This is a genomic window from Rhodococcus sp. BP-349 (assembly GCF_019835845.1).
GTDB lineage: Bacteria > Actinomycetota > Actinomycetes > Mycobacteriales > Mycobacteriaceae > Rhodococcoides.
In genome coordinates, this window is sequence record NZ_JABUDR010000001.1 from 608,213 (window position 1) to 627,425 (window position 19,213).

At 66.2% G+C, this 19,213-nt stretch carries 25 protein-coding genes; 16 read left to right on the forward strand and 9 right to left on the reverse strand.

Annotated elements, in window-relative coordinates:
- The first annotated feature begins 4 nt into the window (after nt 1-4).
- Genes HQ325_RS02820 through HQ325_RS02830 form a run of 3 tightly spaced genes read left to right on the forward strand, consistent with a single transcriptional unit; the run spans nt 5 to nt 2,196 of the window.
- Nucleotides 5-970, forward strand: coding sequence for a DUF302 domain-containing protein (locus tag HQ325_RS02820; protein WP_027494237.1), 966 nt, complete (start codon nt 5-7; stop codon nt 968-970).
- Entirely contained in the window at nt 971-1,522 is a 552-nt protein-coding gene (locus tag HQ325_RS02825; protein ID WP_027494238.1) for a sigma-70 family RNA polymerase sigma factor, read from the forward strand.
- Complete coding sequence (locus HQ325_RS02830) at nt 1,519-2,196, forward strand: zf-HC2 domain-containing protein (protein ID WP_027494239.1); 678 nt, start codon at nt 1,519-1,521, stop codon at nt 2,194-2,196. The genes HQ325_RS02825 and HQ325_RS02830 overlap by 4 nt, the downstream gene beginning before the upstream one ends.
- 674 nt (nt 2,197-2,870) lie before the next feature.
- On the opposite strand, the gene HQ325_RS02835 is transcribed toward HQ325_RS02830, so the two are convergent.
- Nucleotides 2,871-3,710: a hypothetical protein gene (locus HQ325_RS02835; RefSeq protein ID WP_032370115.1), complete on the reverse strand. Its 840-nt coding sequence runs from the start codon at nt 3,708-3,710 to the stop codon at nt 2,871-2,873.
- A gap of 361 nt (nt 3,711-4,071) precedes the next feature.
- On the opposite strand from HQ325_RS02835, the gene HQ325_RS02840 reads away from it, so the two are divergent.
- Nucleotides 4,072-4,635 (forward strand): recombinase family protein, encoded by a 564-nt coding sequence (locus HQ325_RS02840; protein WP_222626614.1) that lies wholly within the window; start codon nt 4,072-4,074, stop codon nt 4,633-4,635.
- Here the strand turns inward: HQ325_RS02840 and HQ325_RS02845 are convergent.
- Nucleotides 4,632-4,865: a MerR family transcriptional regulator gene (locus HQ325_RS02845; RefSeq protein WP_261777632.1), complete on the reverse strand. Its 234-nt coding sequence runs from the start codon at nt 4,863-4,865 to the stop codon at nt 4,632-4,634. The genes HQ325_RS02840 and HQ325_RS02845 overlap by 4 nt on opposite strands.
- 159 nt (nt 4,866-5,024) lie before the next feature.
- Between HQ325_RS02845 and HQ325_RS02850 the strand changes: the two genes are divergently transcribed.
- The 5 genes from HQ325_RS02850 (at nt 5,025) to HQ325_RS02870 (ending at nt 7,781) form a co-directional block, all read left to right on the forward strand.
- Entirely contained in the window at nt 5,025-5,981 is a 957-nt protein-coding gene (locus tag HQ325_RS02850) for a hypothetical protein (protein WP_222626615.1), read from the forward strand.
- Nucleotides 5,982-6,009: 28 nt separating this feature from the next.
- A complete protein-coding gene (locus tag HQ325_RS02855; protein ID WP_222626616.1) occupies nt 6,010-6,423 on the forward strand; it encodes a hypothetical protein in 414 nt (137 codons plus the stop codon).
- A gap of 64 nt (nt 6,424-6,487) precedes the next feature.
- Complete coding sequence (locus HQ325_RS02860; RefSeq protein WP_222626617.1) at nt 6,488-7,006, forward strand: hypothetical protein; 519 nt, start codon at nt 6,488-6,490, stop codon at nt 7,004-7,006.
- A gap of 210 nt (nt 7,007-7,216) precedes the next feature.
- Nucleotides 7,217-7,615 carry a hypothetical protein gene (locus HQ325_RS02865; RefSeq protein ID WP_222626618.1) on the forward strand — a complete coding sequence of 133 codons (399 nt, stop codon included), beginning with the start codon at nt 7,217-7,219 and terminating at the stop codon, nt 7,613-7,615.
- Nucleotides 7,608-7,781: a hypothetical protein gene (locus tag HQ325_RS02870; protein ID WP_222626619.1), complete on the forward strand. Its 174-nt coding sequence runs from the start codon at nt 7,608-7,610 to the stop codon at nt 7,779-7,781. Before HQ325_RS02865 ends, HQ325_RS02870 begins: the two co-directional genes overlap by 8 nt.
- Before the next feature lie 211 nt (nt 7,782-7,992).
- Here HQ325_RS02870 and HQ325_RS02875 read toward each other — a convergent pair whose 3' ends face one another.
- Entirely contained in the window at nt 7,993-8,514 is a 522-nt protein-coding gene (locus HQ325_RS02875; protein WP_222626620.1) for a hypothetical protein, read from the reverse strand.
- Nucleotides 8,515-9,433: 919 nt separating this feature from the next.
- On the opposite strand from HQ325_RS02875, the gene HQ325_RS02880 reads away from it, so the two are divergent.
- Nucleotides 9,434-9,676, forward strand: a complete 243-nt coding sequence (locus HQ325_RS02880) for a hypothetical protein (protein WP_222626621.1) — start codon at nt 9,434-9,436, stop codon at nt 9,674-9,676.
- On the opposite strand, the gene HQ325_RS02885 is transcribed toward HQ325_RS02880, so the two are convergent.
- The 5 genes from HQ325_RS02885 to HQ325_RS02905 all read right to left on the reverse strand — a co-directional run bounded on the left by HQ325_RS02885 (nt 9,652) and on the right by HQ325_RS02905 (nt 13,543).
- The gene (locus HQ325_RS02885) at nt 9,652-10,926 is read right to left on the reverse strand and encodes a hypothetical protein (protein ID WP_141215153.1); all 1,275 of its coding nucleotides are present in this window, start codon (nt 10,924-10,926) and stop codon (nt 9,652-9,654) included. The genes HQ325_RS02880 and HQ325_RS02885 overlap by 25 nt on opposite strands.
- Nucleotides 10,927-11,051: 125 nt before the next feature.
- Nucleotides 11,052-11,399 carry a helix-turn-helix transcriptional regulator gene (locus HQ325_RS02890; RefSeq protein WP_032400201.1) on the reverse strand — a complete coding sequence of 116 codons (348 nt, stop codon included), beginning with the start codon at nt 11,397-11,399 and terminating at the stop codon, nt 11,052-11,054.
- Entirely contained in the window at nt 11,399-12,529 is a 1,131-nt protein-coding gene (locus tag HQ325_RS02895; protein WP_241258386.1) for a tyrosine-type recombinase/integrase, read from the reverse strand. The genes HQ325_RS02890 and HQ325_RS02895 overlap by 1 nt, the downstream gene beginning before the upstream one ends.
- Nucleotides 12,530-12,606: 77 nt before the next feature.
- Nucleotides 12,607-13,071, reverse strand: coding sequence for a VOC family protein (locus tag HQ325_RS02900; RefSeq protein WP_052047650.1), 465 nt, complete (start codon nt 13,069-13,071; stop codon nt 12,607-12,609).
- Nucleotides 13,072-13,219: 148 nt separating this feature from the next.
- Nucleotides 13,220-13,543 carry a hypothetical protein gene (locus tag HQ325_RS02905; protein ID WP_037190622.1) on the reverse strand — a complete coding sequence of 108 codons (324 nt, stop codon included), beginning with the start codon at nt 13,541-13,543 and terminating at the stop codon, nt 13,220-13,222.
- A gap of 127 nt (nt 13,544-13,670) precedes the next feature.
- Between HQ325_RS02905 and HQ325_RS02910 the strand changes: the two genes are divergently transcribed.
- From HQ325_RS02910 to HQ325_RS02920, 3 genes are read left to right on the forward strand one after another with little or no spacing between them, the layout of a single operon-like run.
- Nucleotides 13,671-14,429, forward strand: coding sequence for an ArdC-like ssDNA-binding domain-containing protein (locus HQ325_RS02910; RefSeq protein WP_261777634.1), 759 nt, complete (start codon nt 13,671-13,673; stop codon nt 14,427-14,429).
- Between the two features lie 30 nt (nt 14,430-14,459).
- On the forward strand, nt 14,460-14,789 hold the full coding sequence (locus tag HQ325_RS02915) for a hypothetical protein (RefSeq protein ID WP_222626622.1): 330 nt from the start codon (nt 14,460-14,462) through the stop codon (nt 14,787-14,789).
- Nucleotides 14,786-14,956 (forward strand): hypothetical protein, encoded by a 171-nt coding sequence (locus HQ325_RS02920; RefSeq protein ID WP_222626623.1) that lies wholly within the window; start codon nt 14,786-14,788, stop codon nt 14,954-14,956. Before HQ325_RS02915 ends, HQ325_RS02920 begins: the two co-directional genes overlap by 4 nt.
- Nucleotides 14,957-15,135: 179 nt before the next feature.
- On the opposite strand, the gene HQ325_RS02925 is transcribed toward HQ325_RS02920, so the two are convergent.
- Nucleotides 15,136-15,471: a hypothetical protein gene (locus HQ325_RS02925; RefSeq protein ID WP_222629220.1), complete on the reverse strand. Its 336-nt coding sequence runs from the start codon at nt 15,469-15,471 to the stop codon at nt 15,136-15,138.
- A gap of 979 nt (nt 15,472-16,450) precedes the next feature.
- On the opposite strand from HQ325_RS02925, the gene HQ325_RS02930 reads away from it, so the two are divergent.
- The 3 genes from HQ325_RS02930 to HQ325_RS02940 all read left to right on the forward strand — a co-directional run bounded on the left by HQ325_RS02930 (nt 16,451) and on the right by HQ325_RS02940 (nt 19,206).
- Complete coding sequence (locus HQ325_RS02930; RefSeq protein ID WP_222626624.1) at nt 16,451-16,708, forward strand: hypothetical protein; 258 nt, start codon at nt 16,451-16,453, stop codon at nt 16,706-16,708.
- A gap of 135 nt (nt 16,709-16,843) precedes the next feature.
- Nucleotides 16,844-18,568 (forward strand): ParB/RepB/Spo0J family partition protein, encoded by a 1,725-nt coding sequence (locus tag HQ325_RS02935; protein ID WP_222626625.1) that lies wholly within the window; start codon nt 16,844-16,846, stop codon nt 18,566-18,568.
- 350 nt (nt 18,569-18,918) lie between these two features.
- Nucleotides 18,919-19,206, forward strand: a complete 288-nt coding sequence (locus HQ325_RS02940; RefSeq protein ID WP_222626626.1) for a hypothetical protein — start codon at nt 18,919-18,921, stop codon at nt 19,204-19,206.
- Nucleotides 19,207-19,213 lie beyond the last annotated feature (7 nt).

Sequence of the window (19,213 nt, forward strand, 5' to 3'; positions counted from 1 at the left end):
CCGTATGGCAACGTCGCTGCTCGCGTCGGCGGCGGTGATCGCCCTCGCCGGGTGCGGTTCCACCGAACCCACCGGTTCGGTGGCGGTGTCGAGCACTCCGGTGTCCACGTCGGCGGACGCGAAGGCTGCGACACCCGATGTGGCACCGTCCGAACCCGGACTGGTGGTGTACGCCAGTAACTACTCTGTGAGTGACACGGTCTCTCGGGTACAGCGCGCGCTGGAGACGGCGGGAGCTGTGGCAGCCACTGTGGATTTCGAGAAGTTGGCACAGGGAGCAGGTGAGACGATCCGCCCGACCACCGTGGTGATCGGGGGGAATCCGAAAGCGGCGTCGCCGTTGATCGCCGCGGACCAACGGGCCGCGATCGACCTTCCACAGAAGTACCTGGTCTGGCAGGCCGCCAACGGAACGGTGTTTCTGGCATACAACTCCGCCGAGTACATCGCGACGCTCGCAGGCATCCCGGTCTCGTCCGACGCCCTCGACGGACTCCGGGCCGGCTCGGCATCGACCGCGTCCGATGCGACGGGATCCTCGGCGGCCGCCGCAGAGGGCACCGATGTGTCCGCAGCGCCGGGATACCTGGTCGAGAAGACCAGTGATGCATCGGTTGCAGCGTCCATTGCCCGATACGAGGCAGCGTTCGCGGCCAAGAATCAGCCCACAGTCGCAACCGTCGATCTCGCGTCCGCCGCTGCCGAGACACCTCTGAGGCCCACCATGGTCACCTACGTCGGTAATCCTGCGGTCTCGACTGCGCTGGTCGGAGCGCAGCAGACCATGGGGATCGACCTCCCCGCCCGATACGTGGCGTGGCAGGATGCCGAAGGGATCGTTCACGTGGCTCACCCCGATATCCGTGTACTCGCCGCTCGGCATTCGATCTCGCCGACCAATCCTGTTCTCGACATGGTCGCCGCCGCCACGACCGGTTTCACCGATGCCGCTTCCGGCTCGGGCAGTTAGGTGGACGGTGTCGAATCCGGCTCACAGCACAACCACCAGCTCGTCGATGCGTCCGAAGTCGCCATGTCGGCGCTCTTCCGCGAGCACCAGCACGCAGTGACTCGATTCGTCAGCCGCTACACCCAGACCCGCGAGCAGTGTGAGGACATCGTCCAGGAGACGATGTTGCGCGCGTGGCGCGGGATCGACCGCATCGATGTGACGGCAGCATCGACGCGGTCCTATCTCATGACCATCGCGCGAAACGTACTCACCGATCAGTGGCGGGCGAGCACGAGCAGGCCGACTCTCGTCCACGATCAGATCGCACTCGCCGCCGAGTGCATCGACGACGAATTGGGCGGGGTCCTCGACGGGTGGCTCATAGACGAGTCGCTGCGTCGGTTGTCCGAGGAGCATCGAGCAGTCATCGTGCTCATCTACTACGAGGGTCGAACCGTCTCCGAAGTGGCCGCGCACCTCGATATCGCGGTCGGCACGGTCAAGTCCCGCTCCTATTACGCTGTGCGTGCCCTACGCCGGATCTTCGACGAGTTGGGATTGATTCCATGAGCTCAGCGCACGACGAGATCCGACCACTGCTCGGGGCGTACGTACTCGACGGACTCGAGCGCGACGACCGAGCAGCGGTACGACGACACCTCGACGACTGCCTTGCCTGCCGAACCGAAATCGACGTCCTGGCACCCGTCGCAGGAGTGCTTCGACGTCGCAGGCAGCCAGCAGATCTCTCACCGGTGCACTCGACGGCCGGTGCAGACCAGCGACTCGACCACCTGCTGAGCGCGATGAGGCATCAACGGACCTCCGAGAAGAGGCGGCGGCGAGTGTGGACTGCGGTGTCGGCGACCCTCGTTCTGGGAGTCGCTGCGGCGATCGTCCCGCTCAGTACCCTCGCCCGCTCCGACGATTCGACAACGGTGAACGATGCGGGTGCCCGCCCGCTCGTTCTGTCGAGCACCGTCGGGGCCACAGGTGACCTCGAGCTCACCACGAAAGCCTGGGGCACATCGATCGACGTCGACGTTCAACAACTCCCCGGCGCAGGCATCCTCACTCTGCAAGTGGTCGGCAACGACGGGACTCGACAACAAGCAGCTCAATGGTCGGTCACCGCGAGCCGAGCAGCAGCGGTGACCGGCGCAACGTCCCTTTCTGTCGAGGACATCCACTCGATCGTGATCGACGATCCGGCGGGCAACACGATCGCGCGGGCCTCTCGCTGAGACCGAGTCGTCACGGACACGGGCAGGTTTCGATGCGGTGCCTCGGACAGCGTGTCGGTCGCGTGGCCGCCCGAACGGCTGGACCGCGGTCGAGTGAGATCGGGACGCTGACGACGTACCCCGGATCGACATCCGAGTCCGAACGCGCTGGCTCTGCGTTCGCCGCACCGCATCGGTCCGTCGCTCGTTTTCCGGCGATCACCACCGCGGTGTACAGACTCGCTCTACGGAACTCCCGAGGGTCGTGCCACCGTTTTTCGGTGTCAACACTCACAGCGGCTCCCTTCCTCCTGGCTCGACAACGGCCCACAGAAGTCATAGCCGTATCCGATACACCCAAACCTCGCGCAGCGCAGACGGAAAAGTCAGCAGAGACCACCACGGGTCGGCATGCCAGTAATCGATCCCCAGGCTGCCCGACAGGCCAGAACGGCAGCCGTAGACCGAGACATACTGCGTATCGCAAACAGCGCCGGCGAAGCAAAGATGGCGACGGCTCGGCGGACACACGTCAAGTGCACGAGACATGACGATGTTGGACGTGCAGACAGAAGAAAGTCCGCGCGCGAACATTTTCACCGTTTGTCGAATTCAGAAGTGGACTGCATTTCTGGGTCATCCAGATTCGAGTGTGCGGCTGTTGCGATGACGCGGGACAGCGAAGTTGAACCTGGTCAGCCTGCGGGATCGAACTGCGGCACGTCGAAAACCTGAAGAGAACTAGCTACATCAGTGGGAAGGTCAGCCGCGATCACTTCTAGCAACCGCTTAGTACGAAGCAGTTGGTTCACAGCCAGCTCGGCTAGACTCTGTGTATCGAAGTGCGCCACCAAGGTCGGACTGAGTTCTGCGGTTCTCGCCGCATCGATAATCTGCGGGTACCCGATTTTTCGCTCTAGAACGGCCCGACCGTCTTCTCGATGATGGTGCACGATTGTCACGCCAGCGGATTCGGCCCAGGCCTCGGCGAAAGTTGCGACTTGAGATGAAGCAGATACTGGGACAAGCGAACTCGCCTCTCGCAACATCTGTGCAACCAACCCGAAGTGTGTGAGGGTGAGATCGTCTTGCGTCAACCGGATGGAATCAGGGATCGGCTGGGAGTTCGACAATGTTTGCCAGAACAATTCGGGATAGGACGAGGCCACCGACAAGAGAGCCGCAACGTCGCACTTGTTCGGTGTCGGCGGCAACTCATGTTCGACGCCTGCAGCCGCCAGAACCTGTCGGCATGTGTCGAAGGACTGAGCGAGCAGGGCGCAGATCGAGACAAGCCATGGAAGTGCCTGCCTCTCGACTCGGCGGTTCTGCCACCGCGCTATAAGCAAATTCGAGAACACCAGGCCAGGACCGACAAGGAAGAGAGCAGCGCACACGCTGATCCAGAAACTTGCGCTGTTGGGCAGGGTCAGACCAGCGACCAGTGCGGCCAGGCTGAGAAGTATCCCGCCTACAGCAACCGTACGCGGAACCGCCTCTTGGCGCGGACCGTCCCACCAATCCTTCACACCCATCTACCGATTTTGTCATTGATTCACACCACTGATTCAAGAGGGCACGCCGAATCGTTTCAGTTTGCAGGACAACTGCATCTTGAGGCAGTCGGCCTGACCGGCTTGCTGCGGTTTGGGTGCGCGTTTGACCAGGATTGAAACGATCCGCCCTCTACAGCAACCTCACCCTGGCGCGGGAAGAACGAGACGCTCTCGCGGTCGCGAGAAGTGATTAGTGCAGTCCACTTCTGAAACAGTGCAGTCGTCTTCTGAAACTGACAGGCCGATCGGTCGACCAGCCCCGGCCGCGTGCCAAAAACGTAGGCGGAACCGATCGTGTCAAAACAGTCCGTGTCGGTGAGTTGTGGCAGCCTTCTGGCCTGTGGGACACAAATACGGCTACGCCAGGGTCTCGACGACCGAACAGAACCCCGCTCTACAGAGCGACGCTCTGACGGCCTTCGGGTGCGAACGACTCTTCATCGACACTGTCAGCGGATCCACCACGACGCGGCCGGCGCTCACCGAACTCCTCGCCACGCTTCTGCCCGGCGACACCCTCTGCGTCTGGCGACTCGACAGACTCGGCCGCAATCTCCCACACCTGATCGAGCTCGTCGACGGACTCAAAGCCAGGGGAGTGGCGTTCGCATCCGTCACCGAACAGATCGACACCAGCACCGCAAACGGCGAGCTCATATTCCACATCTTCGGTGCCCTCGCCGCCTTCGAGCGCCAACTGCTCCGCGAGCGCACCAACGCCGGCCTCGCCGCAGCCCGCGAGCGCGGCAAGATCGGTGGCCGCCCACCCGCACTCTCACCGGCCAGAAAGCGCGAAGCCACCCGAATGCGCAACCAGGGCAGCACAGTCGGAGACATCGCCGACGTGCTCGGCGTCAGCAAACGAACCCTGTACCGGCACTTTGAGCGGACCGGCCGCACTTAGTTTTCGATCGTCGGCTCCGTAGTGCCGTCCTTGGCGCGTTCGCGGCGACGCCCGCGGCCGGGGCGCTCAAGCATCCACTGGTCGACCGTGGCCGGGAACCATCCCTCGGTCGTTCCGACCGTCACGTCCGGAGTCGGCAGCATCCCCTTGGAGCGGTAACTCTTCACCGTGTTCACGGACACGCCCACGCGATCGGCGAACTCGCTGATCGACAGACCATGGACAGGCACAGCGCCGAGAATACACCCGAACAGGTGCGTATAGGCCCGAACGGGTGTATTATTGGACTTGCCGGAGATGCGAAAGCGCCCGCCGACCGCCTATGCCATGTCGTACCGGCACGGCACAATCCGAACCGCTCACGTTCCACGACGCCGCCGGGAGACACGATGACCGCACTGCTCGCGATCGACAACCCACCGCCGACGCTCGACACGAGCGCGACCGTGGACTTCCTCGAGGGCGCTGTGTGGGTGTGCCTCATTGGAGCGGTTGTCTACACCCTCTGGGCCGCAGCGGCGTACGTGCTGGCTCAGTCCAAAGGCTCCGTCACCATCTCGGATGGGGGCAGAGTTCTCACCGGCCTGGCGGCGATCCTCGGCTGCGGATTGGCTGCTGCTGCTCCAAAATTGGTGAGGTCCCTGATCATCGAGGGTGACGCGGCCGAGCCCGCTGTGGACGCTGCGCCCGCACCCGAACAAGCCCCCGACACCAGCGTCGACATCCCCTGGGACATCATCGGCCTCATCCTTCTCCTCGCGGCAGGCGTCACCGCGCTTGGATTCGCAGTCGCGAGGTTCCGCCGAAACTCCTCGGCGCGCAAACGTATCGCCCAGCAGAACGCGGCAGATCACGCCGCTGCACTCAAGGTGTACGACACCGTCGCCGCCGCCTACGCCGAACACCTCGCAGATCCGCACTCGTTCTTCGAACGCCCACTGCTCGACGACATCACCGACGACCGCACCGCAGCCTTCATCGACGCATTCGCGAACGCCGGTCACCTGCGCACCGACACGGTCCCGGTCGACCCCGACCGAACCCGCCGATTCGTCGACGCGACCTCCCTGGCCCACAGAACTTGGATCGCCGCTCACGCGCACGCGACGAAGATCGGATTCACACACCCGACATTCGACAAGCGCACTGTCGAGCGCATCACGGCCTCGATCACTGTCGCTCAGAACGACTCAGCCACACCGGATGAGCGACGAGCCGCACTCGACGCAGTCGCACGACTGACCGACGGTGCGCTACGAGTACCCGACCGAGTCACCACCGGAATACGAGCCGCAATCGACACCGCAGCACGCAAGCAGCTCACCACCGGCCGCGCCGCGCACTGACCGACGACCCGACCCGGAGGACACGCACATGAACGCCACCCAACGCGCCGTCAAGCAACGCTTCGACGCCCTCTACGACAACCGCACCGAGGACACCGAACGGGCCTACCTCGACGCCGTCGACGCCGATGCCGTCCGCCGAGTCGAACAACGCACCAGGTGGGGCACCAAACTCATCGCGCTGTCCGCCGTCATCGCATTCTTCATCTTGATCCTGTGGCAGTTCATCGAGATAACCGATGTCGCAGTGACAGTTGTCGGCATCGTCATCGCGGAACTGGTCATTGCGAGCACCGTTCTCAACATCACGGCCTACTCGCTGCGACACCGCGCACTGCGCAATGCCCTCGTCGATATCGAGATGATCGAACACGCACACAGGCTCGGAATCCGCAGACCCCACGACCCCAGCGGACCGCCGTCCATCGAGAACATCCCCTGAGCAGCCCACGACGCTATCGTCTGGGCCACCAGAGCCCCCGGCGAACTGAGAAGGAGATCCTGCCGTGAACGCTCCCACCAGATCGCCGTCGCCGGCCGAACTGAAGACCGCACTCTTCACCAGGTTCGACCACAACACCGCGGCCGCATACCTTCACGCAGTCGCCGCCGAATCCGACCGCACACGACGTCGCGCGAACATCATCAGCGTCGCCATCGCTGTCGTCGCGGCTGCAGCCGGACTCGTGTCGGTCTCCTGGTTCTTTCTCGGAAACCCCGAGCCGGGCGCACTCGCCGCACTGACCGCCGTCGCCGTGTTCGCCTTCATCGCGAACGCCCTGGTTCTCATCTGGTCGCGCAACGCGCCCGTCACAACGATGATCAACGCCCAACGTGATGTGGCGATCGCCCGAAACGGTGGTCGGCCGATCTGGTCGCGGGGGATGTACGCCGCTCCACCGGCACGTCGACGCTTCTCACACGACGGAGGCGGAGGCGGGTACTTCGCGGGTGGCTACAGCGGAGACGGCGGGTCGAACTGCGGCGACGGCGGAAGCTCAGGCGGGGGAGACGGCGGCTGCTGAACGCCACTGCCCATGACCTGAACACGAGAGGCCCCATCCGTACGCCGGATGGGGCCTCTTTCGCGCTCCGACCGCTTCGGCGCTTCCGTAGGTCATTCGTCCGAACGATGCCGCACCTACCTCTCGCAGGTGGCAGAGGGTGTGGCGATCCAAGTAGAGGGCATGACACCATGACCGGCGAACGACGACACCGAACGGGGGGATGGTGACATGCCGATAGGTGACGCAGCACTGATGTACTGGGGTCTCATCCTCCTCGGGCTCTCGATTCCGGTACTGGCTGGACTGTCGTTCCTCCCCGCTCGACCGCTGGTCAAAGCGCTCTCCTACGCCGCCACGACCGTCATGCTCGTCGGATTCGGCCTCGAAATCCTCTACCTCTGGCAAGCCATCACCATCGTGTTCGAGGACCCCACCACCAGCTCCGAGATGCGCCGAGACTCCGCCGTCACCACAGCCGTCTGCATGATCGGCTACCTCGTCCTCGCCGTCGTCACCACGCGATACTTCGCCCCAACCCGTCGGCACAGCACACCATCGGCTCTCGCATGGAACGAAGATCACCCGGAACCGGAGAACGCTGCGGGACGTCCAACCTCACATGGATGACCACCTCGACGACGACCACCAGGACGACACCGCCGACCTGGCGACCGAGCACTTCGGGGTCGTCGCACTCTTTCGCGCACACCGGCACCTCCTGCACGAACCCGGTAGCCGGCTACACGAGTGGTACCTCACCACACCACTGACCGCAGAAGACGCCGGCGACTGACAGACTGCTGGGCCGCACCCGTCGGTACGACCCAGCAGTTTCATCCAAAGGCTATGCAGCCAACGGGGCGTCCGGGTGAGCATCCACCCGGCCGGTGGTCCGGCAGCAAGAATGCTTCACCACCAGACGCTCGCGAGTTTTCCAACCGCAATCAGTCGTGCAACTGACAGACCGTGCCGATGACGGCAGGCCCGTGCTCAGTCGCGGGAGATCACCAGTTGCGAAGCGCGTCATCCCAGTCGATCGGGTCCGACGAGACGCGCCGGGCAACCTTGTCATCCGTCGCGTAGGCCGTTCTCAACTCGGTGTAGGAGTGACCACGGTGCGGGTCCGACGGATCACGCCGCAGCGCAGGCGCGGTGTCGAGGAGGCGCAGCAGACGAGCGTCCGAGCGTTCGTCCGTCTGATAGGTCCCGTCACGGTCGACGATGTGCTCCGATTCTCGAACCCTGCAATCGGGGTTCTCGCAGTACATCTGAACGCGTCCGGTGTCTTCGGGTCTGTCCGTGAGCGATTGCCTCGAGGATTCCTCGCCGCACCAGAGGCACTGCACATGCTTGACGCCACTGTGCCGGATCCATGGCACCGCGCCGGGGATCCAGTCGTCGTACGGCGTTATCACAGCAGGGGGATGGCTCGGGCCTCCGCCGAAACGTTCGAGCGCACGGACGTCCGCACGGTCACGCGTCGACTTGGTGTTGTCCCGCACGATCACCGCTTCCACCGTCCTCACATCGCATCGCTCGTTGTCGCAGTAGACAGCCACCCTTCCTGCGTCGGACGGAGCGTTGGTGTACGACAGAATCGTCTCGGGCACACCGCAGAACAGACACGTGGTGTGTCTCCCCGCGGCCCCCTGGATCCACGGAACGGGTGGCGTGTTCCTCGTGGACGCTCCGGGCCGCCGCCTGGTATCCACAGCACGCATGGCTTCGGGGAACGAGGTGCCGGGATGCGCGATCTGGTACGCATGAGCTGCGTTCTTCTGCGCTGCATTTTTGACCATCTATGGGTCCTCCACTCGATCATGCGACAGCGTCCCGTGTCCGACCGTCGATGAACGGTGAACAGAAAGTCACGGATCCAAAGGACCTTGCCCTCGAACGCAGGACGCGACACGGGCGCGTCGTATTGCTCGGGTGCAGCCACGTGACGTGGCTCTGAGAGAAGAATACCTCGCCGAGTAGGCACGCGCACGTACATCCCGTGATCGTCCTGGAATGGGCTACCGCGACCCGCGGGACATGGCTCAGACCCGTCGCTCCCGCACAATCAACACCCAGCCGAACTGGTGGGAGGTGGCAGCCGCTGGGGGAGTGGCCGGCGGTCCCCGGTCGCAGGCCGGCCGCGCGCGGCCGGGCGTGGGCCACCCTGCGGGCGTCCACTGGTCGGAACTCCGCTGCGCTCCGTTCTGTCGAAAAGCGTTGTTCTTTCGACTATCTGGCTTCTCCGATCGTGCGTCACCCGTGCCCGTCTTACCAACACCCGACCTCCGCTGCGCTCCGGCCCCGACGGGGTCCGAAAACTTCTCCGAATGCGCCTCCGGCTGAGAACTTTTCGACTCGGGTGCTGGACACCGTTCCCGTGCACCGCCCTTCTCTCCCCACGCCAGATGACGGCGAAAGAACACTGGGAGAGAGGGACCGATCACCATGACCACACGCCGCGCCGCCCGCACCAGCACCAACTCCGCCGAGGACAAGGCCCAAGCCCGCCGCGAGCTGGCCGAACGCCTGCACAACTCGATCACCGACCAGGTTGCCGCACTGGTAGATTCGGCATCCTGGCGCGCCTACCTCGACCACATGGCCGCGTTCCATTCGTACTCCACTGGCAGGGTTGCCGTATTCGACCCTGCGAATAGCGAGACTCAGGAGTGGCGGTCGGCGGCGTAGTTCGCCCATTGGCCGCTGGCTCGGAGCGTGTGCTGCGCGACGGTGTGTGCGTTCAGACCCAGCATCGCGGCGAGTGCGCTCGGTGGGAGCTCTCGGGTGAGGTGGGCGATGGCGGACAGTCTCAGGGCCTGCGGACTGATACCGATGCGACGCAACCGGTTACCGAGCGCCGTCGCCGTGAGTGGTATGTCAGCACGGTGACCGGGGAAGAGCCATGTCTGAGGTATCTGCTCGGCGGTTCCTGCGCGTCGTGGTCGGGGTAGTTGCAGTGCGATCTGGGCGAACGGATCCGGTAGCAGAAGCGTGTCGGCGCTGCCGAGCCGCAGTTCCACCCCGGCGTCGGTTTCGGTGACGTGGGCAGTGGTGAGTCCGGCGATACGGGTCAGTGGTTGGGCGAACAGCGCGATCAAGGCGCCGGCGAGCCGGTCGGCGGGGTCCAGAGACTCGTCGTGGACGAGGCGTCGGCAGATCTGCCACCTCTCGTCGTCGTCGGTGGGGACTTCCGCTCGGCCTCGGTAGCTCGAGGGGAGGGTGAGTGTGCGGGGTAGGTGCCGGTTGCGTCGTGCCCACGTCAGGAAGGACCGCACGCGCCAGTGGGCGGCTCCAGGCGCGCTGAACCAGGTGTCGATGTCGTGTTGTGTGCACTCGCCGAGCTCTGTCGAGCGCTGCTGCAGCAAGTCGAGGAACAGTGCCGATTGGCGAATCTGTGAGCGAGCGTTCTGGGCGCCGACATGGCCTTCCCGCTTCTCGGTCGCCGCGCGCAATCTGGGGAGTACGGCCCACTGTGTCCACCGGGTCAGGAGTGCGCGGTGGTTCGGGGTCAGGCTGCTCAGTAGTTGGGGGAGTTGGGCTTCGAGGCGGCGCAGGCTGCGGTCGAGGTCCGGGCCGAGGATGCCGGTGGCGACGAGGAGTGAGCGCAGGTGCTCGACCGACTTCGGGTGCGGGAGGGTGTCGAACGAGGTGTGTGTGAGGGCTGTGCTGCCGTCCTGGATGGAGAGCAGCAGGGGTGTGGTGCGGATCAGCCACCGGCGGGTGGTGACGGGTTCGGCGTGCAGGAGCGGCTGCCGCAGCGGTGCGAGGGGGCCGTCGGCATGAGGAGGGATTATCGCGTCGAGGCGGCGGGTCAGTGTGCACCGGTGACAGAGGGTGTCGCCTTCGGCGCCGGTGAGAGCTGATCCTGTTGCATCGCAACAGGTGCAGGTGCGACGCGCCTTCTGGCGGCACCACCGGCAGGTGTCGGCGTCGTCCAACAGTTTGTCCGGCTTTCTGCAGCCGGCGCACGTACCGCGGTGCTGCGTGGCTCGTTTTCTGCAGCGGTCGCACACCGTCATGCCGCGAACCTCGGCGGTGGTGCAGATGCGACACCGTCCTGCGATCACTGTCGCCGGATGTCGGCGCGTCGTGGTGTGCGGGTCTTGGCGCGGGTGGTCGCGGCAGCGGTGTCGGGGCGGTGTGTCGATGTTCCGGTCGCGGTCCCTGTGGCGGGTTCGGCGATCGGTTCGATGAGGTCGTTGGGTGTGCAGGTGAGGATGTCGCACAGTGCCATCAGCGTGCGCAGGCTCAGACGTTCGGGTGTCCCGGTGACCAGGCGATACACCTGTGCTTCGGAGAGTGTGATGCCCCGTTCGGCGAGGAGGGGTCCGAGTCCGGTGGTCGCGAAGATGCCCTGGTCGGCCAGGAGGCGGCGCAGATGCCACTGGTAGTTCAGCTGCGGGTGCGGCATCAGTTCTCCTCGTCGGTGCTCGCGGTGGTGAACGCCCGACTCAGTGCTCGTCGGAGGGCGTTGTTCTTGTAATCGGTGCCGACGCTGGTGTAGATCGCGGTGGTCGATCCCCAGGAGTGTCCGAGTTGTTGTTGGACGAAGAGGTGATCGAACCCGTCCTCGAGCAGATGTGTCGCATACGAGTGGCGCAGACAGTGCGGGCCGAGGTGCTTCTCGAGCCCGACGGCGTCGCGGTACTCGGCGAACCGTTGGGAGATCGACACCGCTCCCACCCGTGCGCTGCGCTCGGTGGGCCAGAGGGCGAGTTGGTCGGAGTCGTAGAGGGGCCGGATCTCGGTGACCCACTCGTCGACGGCCTCGGCGGCCCATTCCATGGTGGTCAGGACCGTGCGGCGCCGCGGCGGTCCGCCGGAGAGGGCTTTGCCGTGGCGCACCGACAGCGCCCCGTAGCGGCCGAACTCGGTGGCCGCGGGGTTGGCGGTCCAGTCGACGGTGTCGAGCATCGAGGCCTCCCGGCGGCGTAGGCCCCAGGCGTAGATCACCTTGAACAGCGTGGCGTCGCGATAGCTCGCCAGCCATCCTTTGCGGCCGGAGGCGCCGACCCGGTTCACCCGGGTGTCGCAGTAGTCGAAGAACGCCTGCAGCTCGTCGCGGGTCAGCGGCCGATTGCCGGGTCGCCCTTCATAGTCGCTGCGGTGCACGACCATGTTCCACTCGTGGAAGATCTGCACCGGGTGCACCCCGAAGTGCCGCTCACAGACCTCGTGCCACCGGTAGCGGACGTCGGAGATGTAGCTGCAGAAAAGCGATGCCGCCATCTGATACAGCCGCACCGTCGAATGCGCGGCTCCCGACTCCACCAGATGCGTCGTCCACTCCTCGACGTCCGCCGACGACCACTGCCACGGGTAGTCGTTGGTGAAGACCACCAACCGGCGCACGATCTGTGTCCGCCGCTCGATGGTCAGGTTCGCGAGCATCCGCGAGCGCTGCTGTTGCTCCCACCCTTCGATCATCGCCGCGAGCACGGTCTCCTCGGGCGCGAGCAGCGACAGACCGTCTCGCATCAGGTGATCTGCCGACCCCCCGGCGCGAGAAGCGCCGGACCCGACGGTATCCATGGCCGACATCGCATGAACGTATCATGCATCCAATGCAAGTTTCGTGATGACGCCGATGGATGCGTGGTGATCAACGGCTCCGCCGGTCAGGAAGTGGTGACAGCGTCACCGTCACCGTCGACGACCGGGCTTTCGGTCCGAATAGTGTTCGTGGAGAACGTGAGCAGGTTCCCATCGCCGTCGACGGTCGCGAATTCCGTCGTCCCCCAGTCCGTCGCGACGGGGTGGCCGGCGTCTGCCGGGTGCAGAACGCCCGCGCGCGAGAGTTCGTCGTACAGTTCCGTGATCTCGTCGACGGTGATGCGGCAACTGGCCGTTCCGGCGAGGAAGGTCTCCGCTCCGCTGCACACCGGCCACGGCGCAGGGTCGGTGCGGGTGGTCCAGCTGTCGTCGTCGGAGGCCCACAGGTGGATCTCGACGTCGTCTCGAGTGAGCTTGGCGAAGGTGGGATCGGAGTACTGCGCCGTGAAGCCGAAGGCGCGGGTGTAGACGGCGATCGCGGTCTCGATGTGCCGTACCGGCAGCGCGGGGACCGCTCTGGACATAGCCATGGGCAACACTAACGCCGGCGAACGCCACGAGGGAGTGAACGCTGCCGTGCCTTAGGGGAGTGCGTGCAGGTCGAGGTTCACTGGTCGCCGCGCGGGCGCTACCGCTCAGTGTTCGACCGGGGCGGCGGGACGCGACCCTTCGCTGCGTTCATCGTTGCAGCGCTTCGCCTTTCGATTGCAGCGACGCGGCGAGTTGGTCGACGGTCGGCAGACCCGCCAGGCCGCGGTCGGTCGAGTAGACGCGGCAGGCGAGTTCGGTCAGTTGCACGGCATCGTCGAAGGCATCGACGCCGTCGACAAGGATGGTCGGTGAGCCGGCGAAGGCCGACGCCGCTGCCTCGGCGTCGGACGAGATCAGCCGGTGACCGATCTCGATGTCCGACTGTCCGATCAGGCTGGCCGCAGCGCGAACCCGGTCCGCAGCTTCCTGCCAGTTCGGGCACCCGTCGAAGTACAAGATTTCCACCTTCATACGAGCGAGTCTGCCCTCGAATCGGATGGCGTGCCGGTGCGGCCACAACGGGCGTCGGTTCATGGTGAGATCGTGTCGGCTGCAACGGGCGGGGCGGCGATCGTGCATCTGATGCTATTCCGCATCCTTGTTCAACAACGTCATGCTGATCCTGGCTCAGCGCCCGACGGCGACGCAGGTCGCCGGATTCCGGGCGTGGCAGGCCCAGGGACGGCAAGTCCGCAAGGGTGAGAAAGCGATCCGCATCTACGGCTACAGCAGCCGCACCGTCACCGAGACCGACCAGGCCACCGGCGACGAGACCACCCGCAAGGTCCCCACCTTCCCGATTCTCTCCGTCTTCGCCCACGACCAGACCGACCCCATCGACGGCCACCCCCAGGCCGAGCAGATCGCCCACCGCCTCACCGGCGACGACCCCGCCGCCATCTACGACCGTGTTCACGCCCTCATGACCGCGCGCGGCTGGACCGTCACCCGCGACCTCATCGACGGGGAAACCAACGGGTACACCACCGTCGACGGGACCCGCCGTATCGTCGTCGACGCCCGCCTCGCACCCGCGCAGGCAGCGAAGACGATGATCCACGAAGCAGCCCACGCCCTCATGCACACCGCCGACACCGTCACCGCAGACGACCGCCGCGACCTGCACCGAGGCCGGATGGAGGTCGAAGCCGAATCCGTCGCCTACGTCCTCGCCGGAATCCTCGGACTCGACACCGCCGCCTACAGCGTCGGCTACGTCGCCGGATGGGCCGACGGCAACCTCGACACCGTCACCGACACCGCCCGCGCCGTCCTCGCCACCGTCCACGAACTCGCCGACGCCCTCGACCCGCAGGCCGACAGCGACACCGGCAGCAGTGACACCGCCGCCGCCTGACCAGCACCACCCAGCACCGGAAGGACCGTCATGCCCGCTCAATCGTGGGTGACCCTGATCGTCGGCACGCTCGCCGTCGTCGGGGTCGCCTTCACCGTCCGTCAACGCACCCGCGCCGACAACCGCGCCCAGTCCTGGCAACGCATCACCTGGTGCCTGGAACGCACCGTCAGCAAGGACGACGACGAAGCCGCCCTCGGATGGAAAGTGTTCGGCACCGTCGCGACGACACCGTTCATCGCTGCCACCGACCGCGACACCTTGCAGGCGATCTCGCAACACACCGCCGGTGACGACCTGGCGGAACCGGACGACACAGGGGACAATGGACCCGACACCGAGACGGAGGATCCGCGATGACCACCACCGAACGCCGCAGCGTAAGCGGTGGCCGCTCGATGAAAGTCCGATCCGCAGCCGCCGAAGCGTCGATCAAACTGCTCGAGTACGACAACAAGCCCGTCCCGCAGTGGCTCCGCGACGTCGCCGCAGGCAAACCGACTACGGCGCCCCCCGAACAGCCCTGACCAACACACACGACAAGAGAGGCCCGTATCCCCACGAGGGGGTGCGGGCCTCTCGTCATGATCGGGCTCTGACTGAGGAACGCCCCTGCGGGCCGCCGAAACGGAGCTCCGCTGCGCTCCGCCGGCCACCCTGACACCAGCGATGGCCCGTGCCCTGACGGGCACGGGCCACCAATGACCTACCGCAGATCAGCTTCCGAAGATATTTCCGAAACCACCGGCAGGCCCGGCAGGCCCGGCAGGCCCCGCGGGTCCCGCGGGTCCGGTAGCACCGGGAATGCCCGGTGTGCCGGCGGGCCCGGCAGGTCCGGCAGGTCCGGGTGCGCCATCAGATCCGGGAGGTCCGGCAGGTCCGGCAGGTCCGGCAGGTCCGGCAGGTCCGGCAGGTCCGGGTGCGCCATCAGATCCGGGAGGTCCGGCAGATCCGGCAGGCCCGGCAGGCCCGGTAGATCCGGGAGGTCCGGCAGGCCCGGCAGGCCCGGCAGGCCCGGCAGGCCCGGTGGCGCCCCCGTCACCGAACGCCCCCACGATCACCGGCAGATTCGTCACCGAGTACACCTCACTGATGCCCTGGCATGACACGTCCACCGCATACAACCCATCGACCAACGGCACCACCAGGGCCGAGGCGCTCTGCCCTGTGAACAGTCTGAACTGATTGCGGATAACGCCGGTGCGCGAGAACGGAGTCGACACCCCGTCGACCACGTAATCGCAAGTAGAGGTCCTGAACTCTACGGGCACGTTGGCGGTCACCTTGATCTCGATCGCCCCGTCTTCGTTCCCGAGGTCTATTTGCGTTGCCGTGAACGTCACATCGTTCGGGGCAGCCGACGCCGACCCCGCACCCACCAGACACAACGGGACCACAGCAGCAGCCCCCACAACAGCACGAACAACACTCCTACGCACCACACGACTCCCAACGATCACGGCCCCGAGCCTGCCGAGGAAGTCCCGGCCACCACCGCGAAGTACACCAGTGAAGTGCACAAATAATGCAATAACGCCTGATGACACCTCACAGCCGTTACAACGGCACAACGCTGCCGCGACCCACGGAACGTGGTCGGCCTCCGTCGCTCCCGCACAGTCGGTTACCGGCGTGTCCGGGTGGAAGGCGGCGGCTCGGGGGAGTGGCCGGGGGTTTCCTGGTCGCAGGCCGGCCGTGACCGGCCGGGCGTGGGCCACCCTGCGGGCGTCCACCTGAATGGAGCTCCGCTGCGCTCCGCACCCTGGAAGAGCATTCGTTCTTTCGACACATCTGGCTACTCCGATGCTGCGTCACCCGTGCCCGTCTTACCCACACCCGACCTCCGCTGCGCTCCGGCCCCTCGGGGTCCGAAAACTTCTCAGAACGCCTCCGGCTGAGAACTTTTCGTATCGGGTGCAGGACGCCGTTCCCGTGCGCCGCCTCCTCTGCGCCACGCCAGATGACGGCGAAAGAACGTGGCAGGGCAGATAGCCAGGTCACCGGACACGAGGAGAGTCCCAGTGGAGAGCACCAGCAGTTTCACCACCGCCACCATGAGCGCCGTCGGATCGGCAGTCCGCACCATCCGCACCCACGCGCTCACCCAGATCACCGCCTACACCGCCAGGGCGCAGAAGGCAGCGGTCGACCCCGAGGCATCCACCGAGGCCGCGCACCGCGAGCGCGTCGCCTACTGGGCGTGCACCGCCCGCGAAGCCGGAGCGACCGAGCAGGAAATCGCCGCCGCCGAGAACGCCGCACCCCGGGTGAACCGATGACCGCCGCCGCGAGCAGTCGGGGACCACCGAGCCGGGGGCAGCACCACCCGACCAGCACCACCAGACAGAAAAACACCGGACAGCTGCTATCTGCCCGGTGTCTCACCGAAAACCATATCAGGGAGAGACACCATCATGACCGCAACCATCGACAACCTCACCGCCGCAACCGAATCCGGTACCGAGAGCGCCACCGTCGACACCGCGGCGGGGGAGGAGTTCGCCCGCCTCGCACCGACCGCGCTGGTGCTCGGCCCGAACGTCCGCGACGACGTCGACACCGACTCCGACGAGTTCCGGAACGTGGTCGACTCGATCCGCGAACACGGTGTGCTGCTGCCGATCCTGGCCCGACGCGACGGCGATCAGGTGATCGTCATCGACGGGCAGGTCCGCACCCTCGCCGCGATCGACGCCGAAGCCGACACCGTCCCGGTGATGATCACCACCACCGCCGACGGGGTCACGGCGAAGCAGGCCGAGATCGCCCGACTGTCGCGGCAGGTCGTCGCCAACGACCGCCGCATCGGACTGACGGTGTCCCAGCGGGTGAAGGCCGTCGCGGACATGCTCGATCTGGGAGTGTCCGCGACGAAGGTCGGCAAGGCCGTGCAGATGCCCCGCGAGCAGGTCAAGACCGCCGCCGCCGCAGGGCGGTCGGACACCGCACGCGCCGCCGTCGAGGCCGGACAACTCACCCTCGAGCAGGCCGCGATCCTCGCGGAGTTCGACGCCGACGGCGACACCGACGCCGTCGAGGAACTGCTCGAGCGTGGCCGCTACGGGTTCTCCTACACCGCCGCCCGGCTGACACGGGAGAAGGCCGAGCGCATCGCCCGCGCAGAGGCCGGTGCCCCCTACGCCGCACGAGGGTTCACCGTCCTGACCGCCGAGCCGCTGTTCGGCAGCGACCTGATCCGCGCCGAGGACCTGGTGACCGTCGACGGCGGCGAAGAGATCACCGCCGAGCACATCGACACCGCGCCGCAGCACTGGTCGGTGTGGCTGACCGCCGCCGAGCAGTTCACCATCGCCGAGACCGGCGAAGTGATCGACGCGGAGCGGATCGACTGGGCCACCGAGGGCGACCCCGACGCCGTCCCCGCCGACGGATTCGTGCACCACGGAACCCTCACCGAAGGCACGGTGTGGGTGCCGGAGTACTTCACCGCCGACCCCACCGCCGCAGGGGTACAGCCGAACGCGGTGCTCGCCGCCGCGCAGTCCGCACCCGCCGAGGCCGGTGACCCCGACGCCCAGGCACAGGCCAGGGCGCAGGCGGCAGCCGCCGCCGAACTCGCCATGAAGGAGCAGGCTCGGGCAGAGCGTCGACGGACAATCGACCTGAACAAGGCGTCCGCCGCCGCCACGACCGCCCGGGTGGAGTGGCTGGTCAAGTTCCTCGCACGCAAGACCCTGCCGAAGGGTGCCGGGAAGTGGATCGCCGAGACGCTGGTCGACGAGCCGACACTGCTGACGGAGAACAAGGCCCCGCAGTACCTCGCGCAGGTGCTCGGCATCGCCGTGCCGAAGCCGACCGGCCCCGAGGCCGGATACCCCGGCTCCGACGACAAGGCAGCCAGAGCCGCGATCGCCCCAGTGGTCGACAAGGCCAGTGACGCCCGCGCCCAGGTGCTCACCCTCGCCCAGGTGCTCGCCGCCTACGAGGCCCGAATGAGCGGCAAGGGACACGACTCCTGGCGACGCACCCACTACGGGAACCTCGACAACTACCTCGGATTCCTCGACTCCCACGGTCACGACCTGACCCCCGTCGAGCAGGCCGCAGCCGCGACCATCACCGCCGAACAGGCCCACCAGGCGCTCACCGACGACACCGCAGACGCCACCGCCGAGTGACGAGACGGTGCGGGTGCCCCCACAACCAGGGGCACCCGCACCGCCCACGGCACGGGCCGTTCCTGCGGACGCTGACGCGGCAGACCCATCAGGTCCGCGAAACCCACGCGGACCTCGAGGTCCAGCTCGTGACCGAACTGGACCGCCCGCCCCCGGTACGGCCGAACATGCGGAGTTGCCTCGACCAGACCATCAGGCGACCAGTGGACCTACCCGCAACCCCGCATAGAACACACGTTCGATCATTGCTAACCTGGTGCGGCGGGGCTGAGTGGCGGCCGAGCCGACGGTTCGACCCGGGAAGCACTCGGCCCCGCATCACCACCACAGAACAACACCGGGGGAGCGCCATGACCCGCGTCGACTGGGCAGAACACGCCCGCCGCCTACGTGAACACGCCGCCGCCGACGCCGAACGGCGCACCGCAGACACCGGCGAAGCCCACAAACCTGACCCCGCCGTCATGCGCATCGCCAGCTCCTGCGACGCCGCCACCTACTGCCCCGACCGACCCAACCCCCGCCTCGAAAAGCAGGTCGCGGCCGCGCTCGCCACCCGGCCGGCGGCCAGTTCCCACACCGGAAACTTCGACCTCAGCAGCAGCCCCGGTCACCGACCGGACACCCGCCGGCGCTGACCGGGCG

Bases quoted from the DNA above. Each gene is read 5' to 3' on its own strand.
- HQ325_RS02820 (WP_027494237.1), top strand. From the start codon at position 5: ATGGCAACGTCGCTGCTCGCGTCGGCGGCGGTGATCGCCCTCGCCGGG.
- HQ325_RS02830 (WP_027494239.1), top strand. From the start codon at position 1,519: ATGAGCTCAGCGCACGACGAGATCCGACCACTGCTCGGGGCGTACGTA.
- HQ325_RS02835 (WP_032370115.1), bottom strand. From the start codon at position 3,710: ATGGGTGTGAAGGATTGGTGGGACGGTCCGCGCCAAGAGGCGGTTCCG.
- HQ325_RS02850 (WP_222626615.1), top strand. From the start codon at position 5,025: ATGACCGCACTGCTCGCGATCGACAACCCACCGCCGACGCTCGACACG.
- HQ325_RS02855 (WP_222626616.1), top strand. From the start codon at position 6,010: ATGAACGCCACCCAACGCGCCGTCAAGCAACGCTTCGACGCCCTCTAC.
- HQ325_RS02865 (WP_222626618.1), top strand. From the start codon at position 7,217: ATGCCGATAGGTGACGCAGCACTGATGTACTGGGGTCTCATCCTCCTC.
- HQ325_RS02870 (WP_222626619.1), top strand. From the start codon at position 7,608: ATGGATGACCACCTCGACGACGACCACCAGGACGACACCGCCGACCTG.
- HQ325_RS02880 (WP_222626621.1), top strand. From the start codon at position 9,434: ATGACCACACGCCGCGCCGCCCGCACCAGCACCAACTCCGCCGAGGAC.
- HQ325_RS02890 (WP_032400201.1), bottom strand. From the start codon at position 11,399: ATGCCGCACCCGCAGCTGAACTACCAGTGGCATCTGCGCCGCCTCCTG.
- HQ325_RS02895 (WP_241258386.1), bottom strand. From the start codon at position 12,529: ATGTCGGCCATGGATACCGTCGGGTCCGGCGCTTCTCGCGCCGGGGGG.
- HQ325_RS02900 (WP_052047650.1), bottom strand. From the start codon at position 13,071: ATGGCTATGTCCAGAGCGGTCCCCGCGCTGCCGGTACGGCACATCGAG.
- HQ325_RS02905 (WP_037190622.1), bottom strand. From the start codon at position 13,543: ATGAAGGTGGAAATCTTGTACTTCGACGGGTGCCCGAACTGGCAGGAA.
- HQ325_RS02915 (WP_222626622.1), top strand. From the start codon at position 14,460: ATGCCCGCTCAATCGTGGGTGACCCTGATCGTCGGCACGCTCGCCGTC.
- HQ325_RS02920 (WP_222626623.1), top strand. From the start codon at position 14,786: ATGACCACCACCGAACGCCGCAGCGTAAGCGGTGGCCGCTCGATGAAA.
- HQ325_RS02935 (WP_222626625.1), top strand. From the start codon at position 16,844: ATGACCGCAACCATCGACAACCTCACCGCCGCAACCGAATCCGGTACC.
- HQ325_RS02940 (WP_222626626.1), top strand. From the start codon at position 18,919: ATGACCCGCGTCGACTGGGCAGAACACGCCCGCCGCCTACGTGAACAC.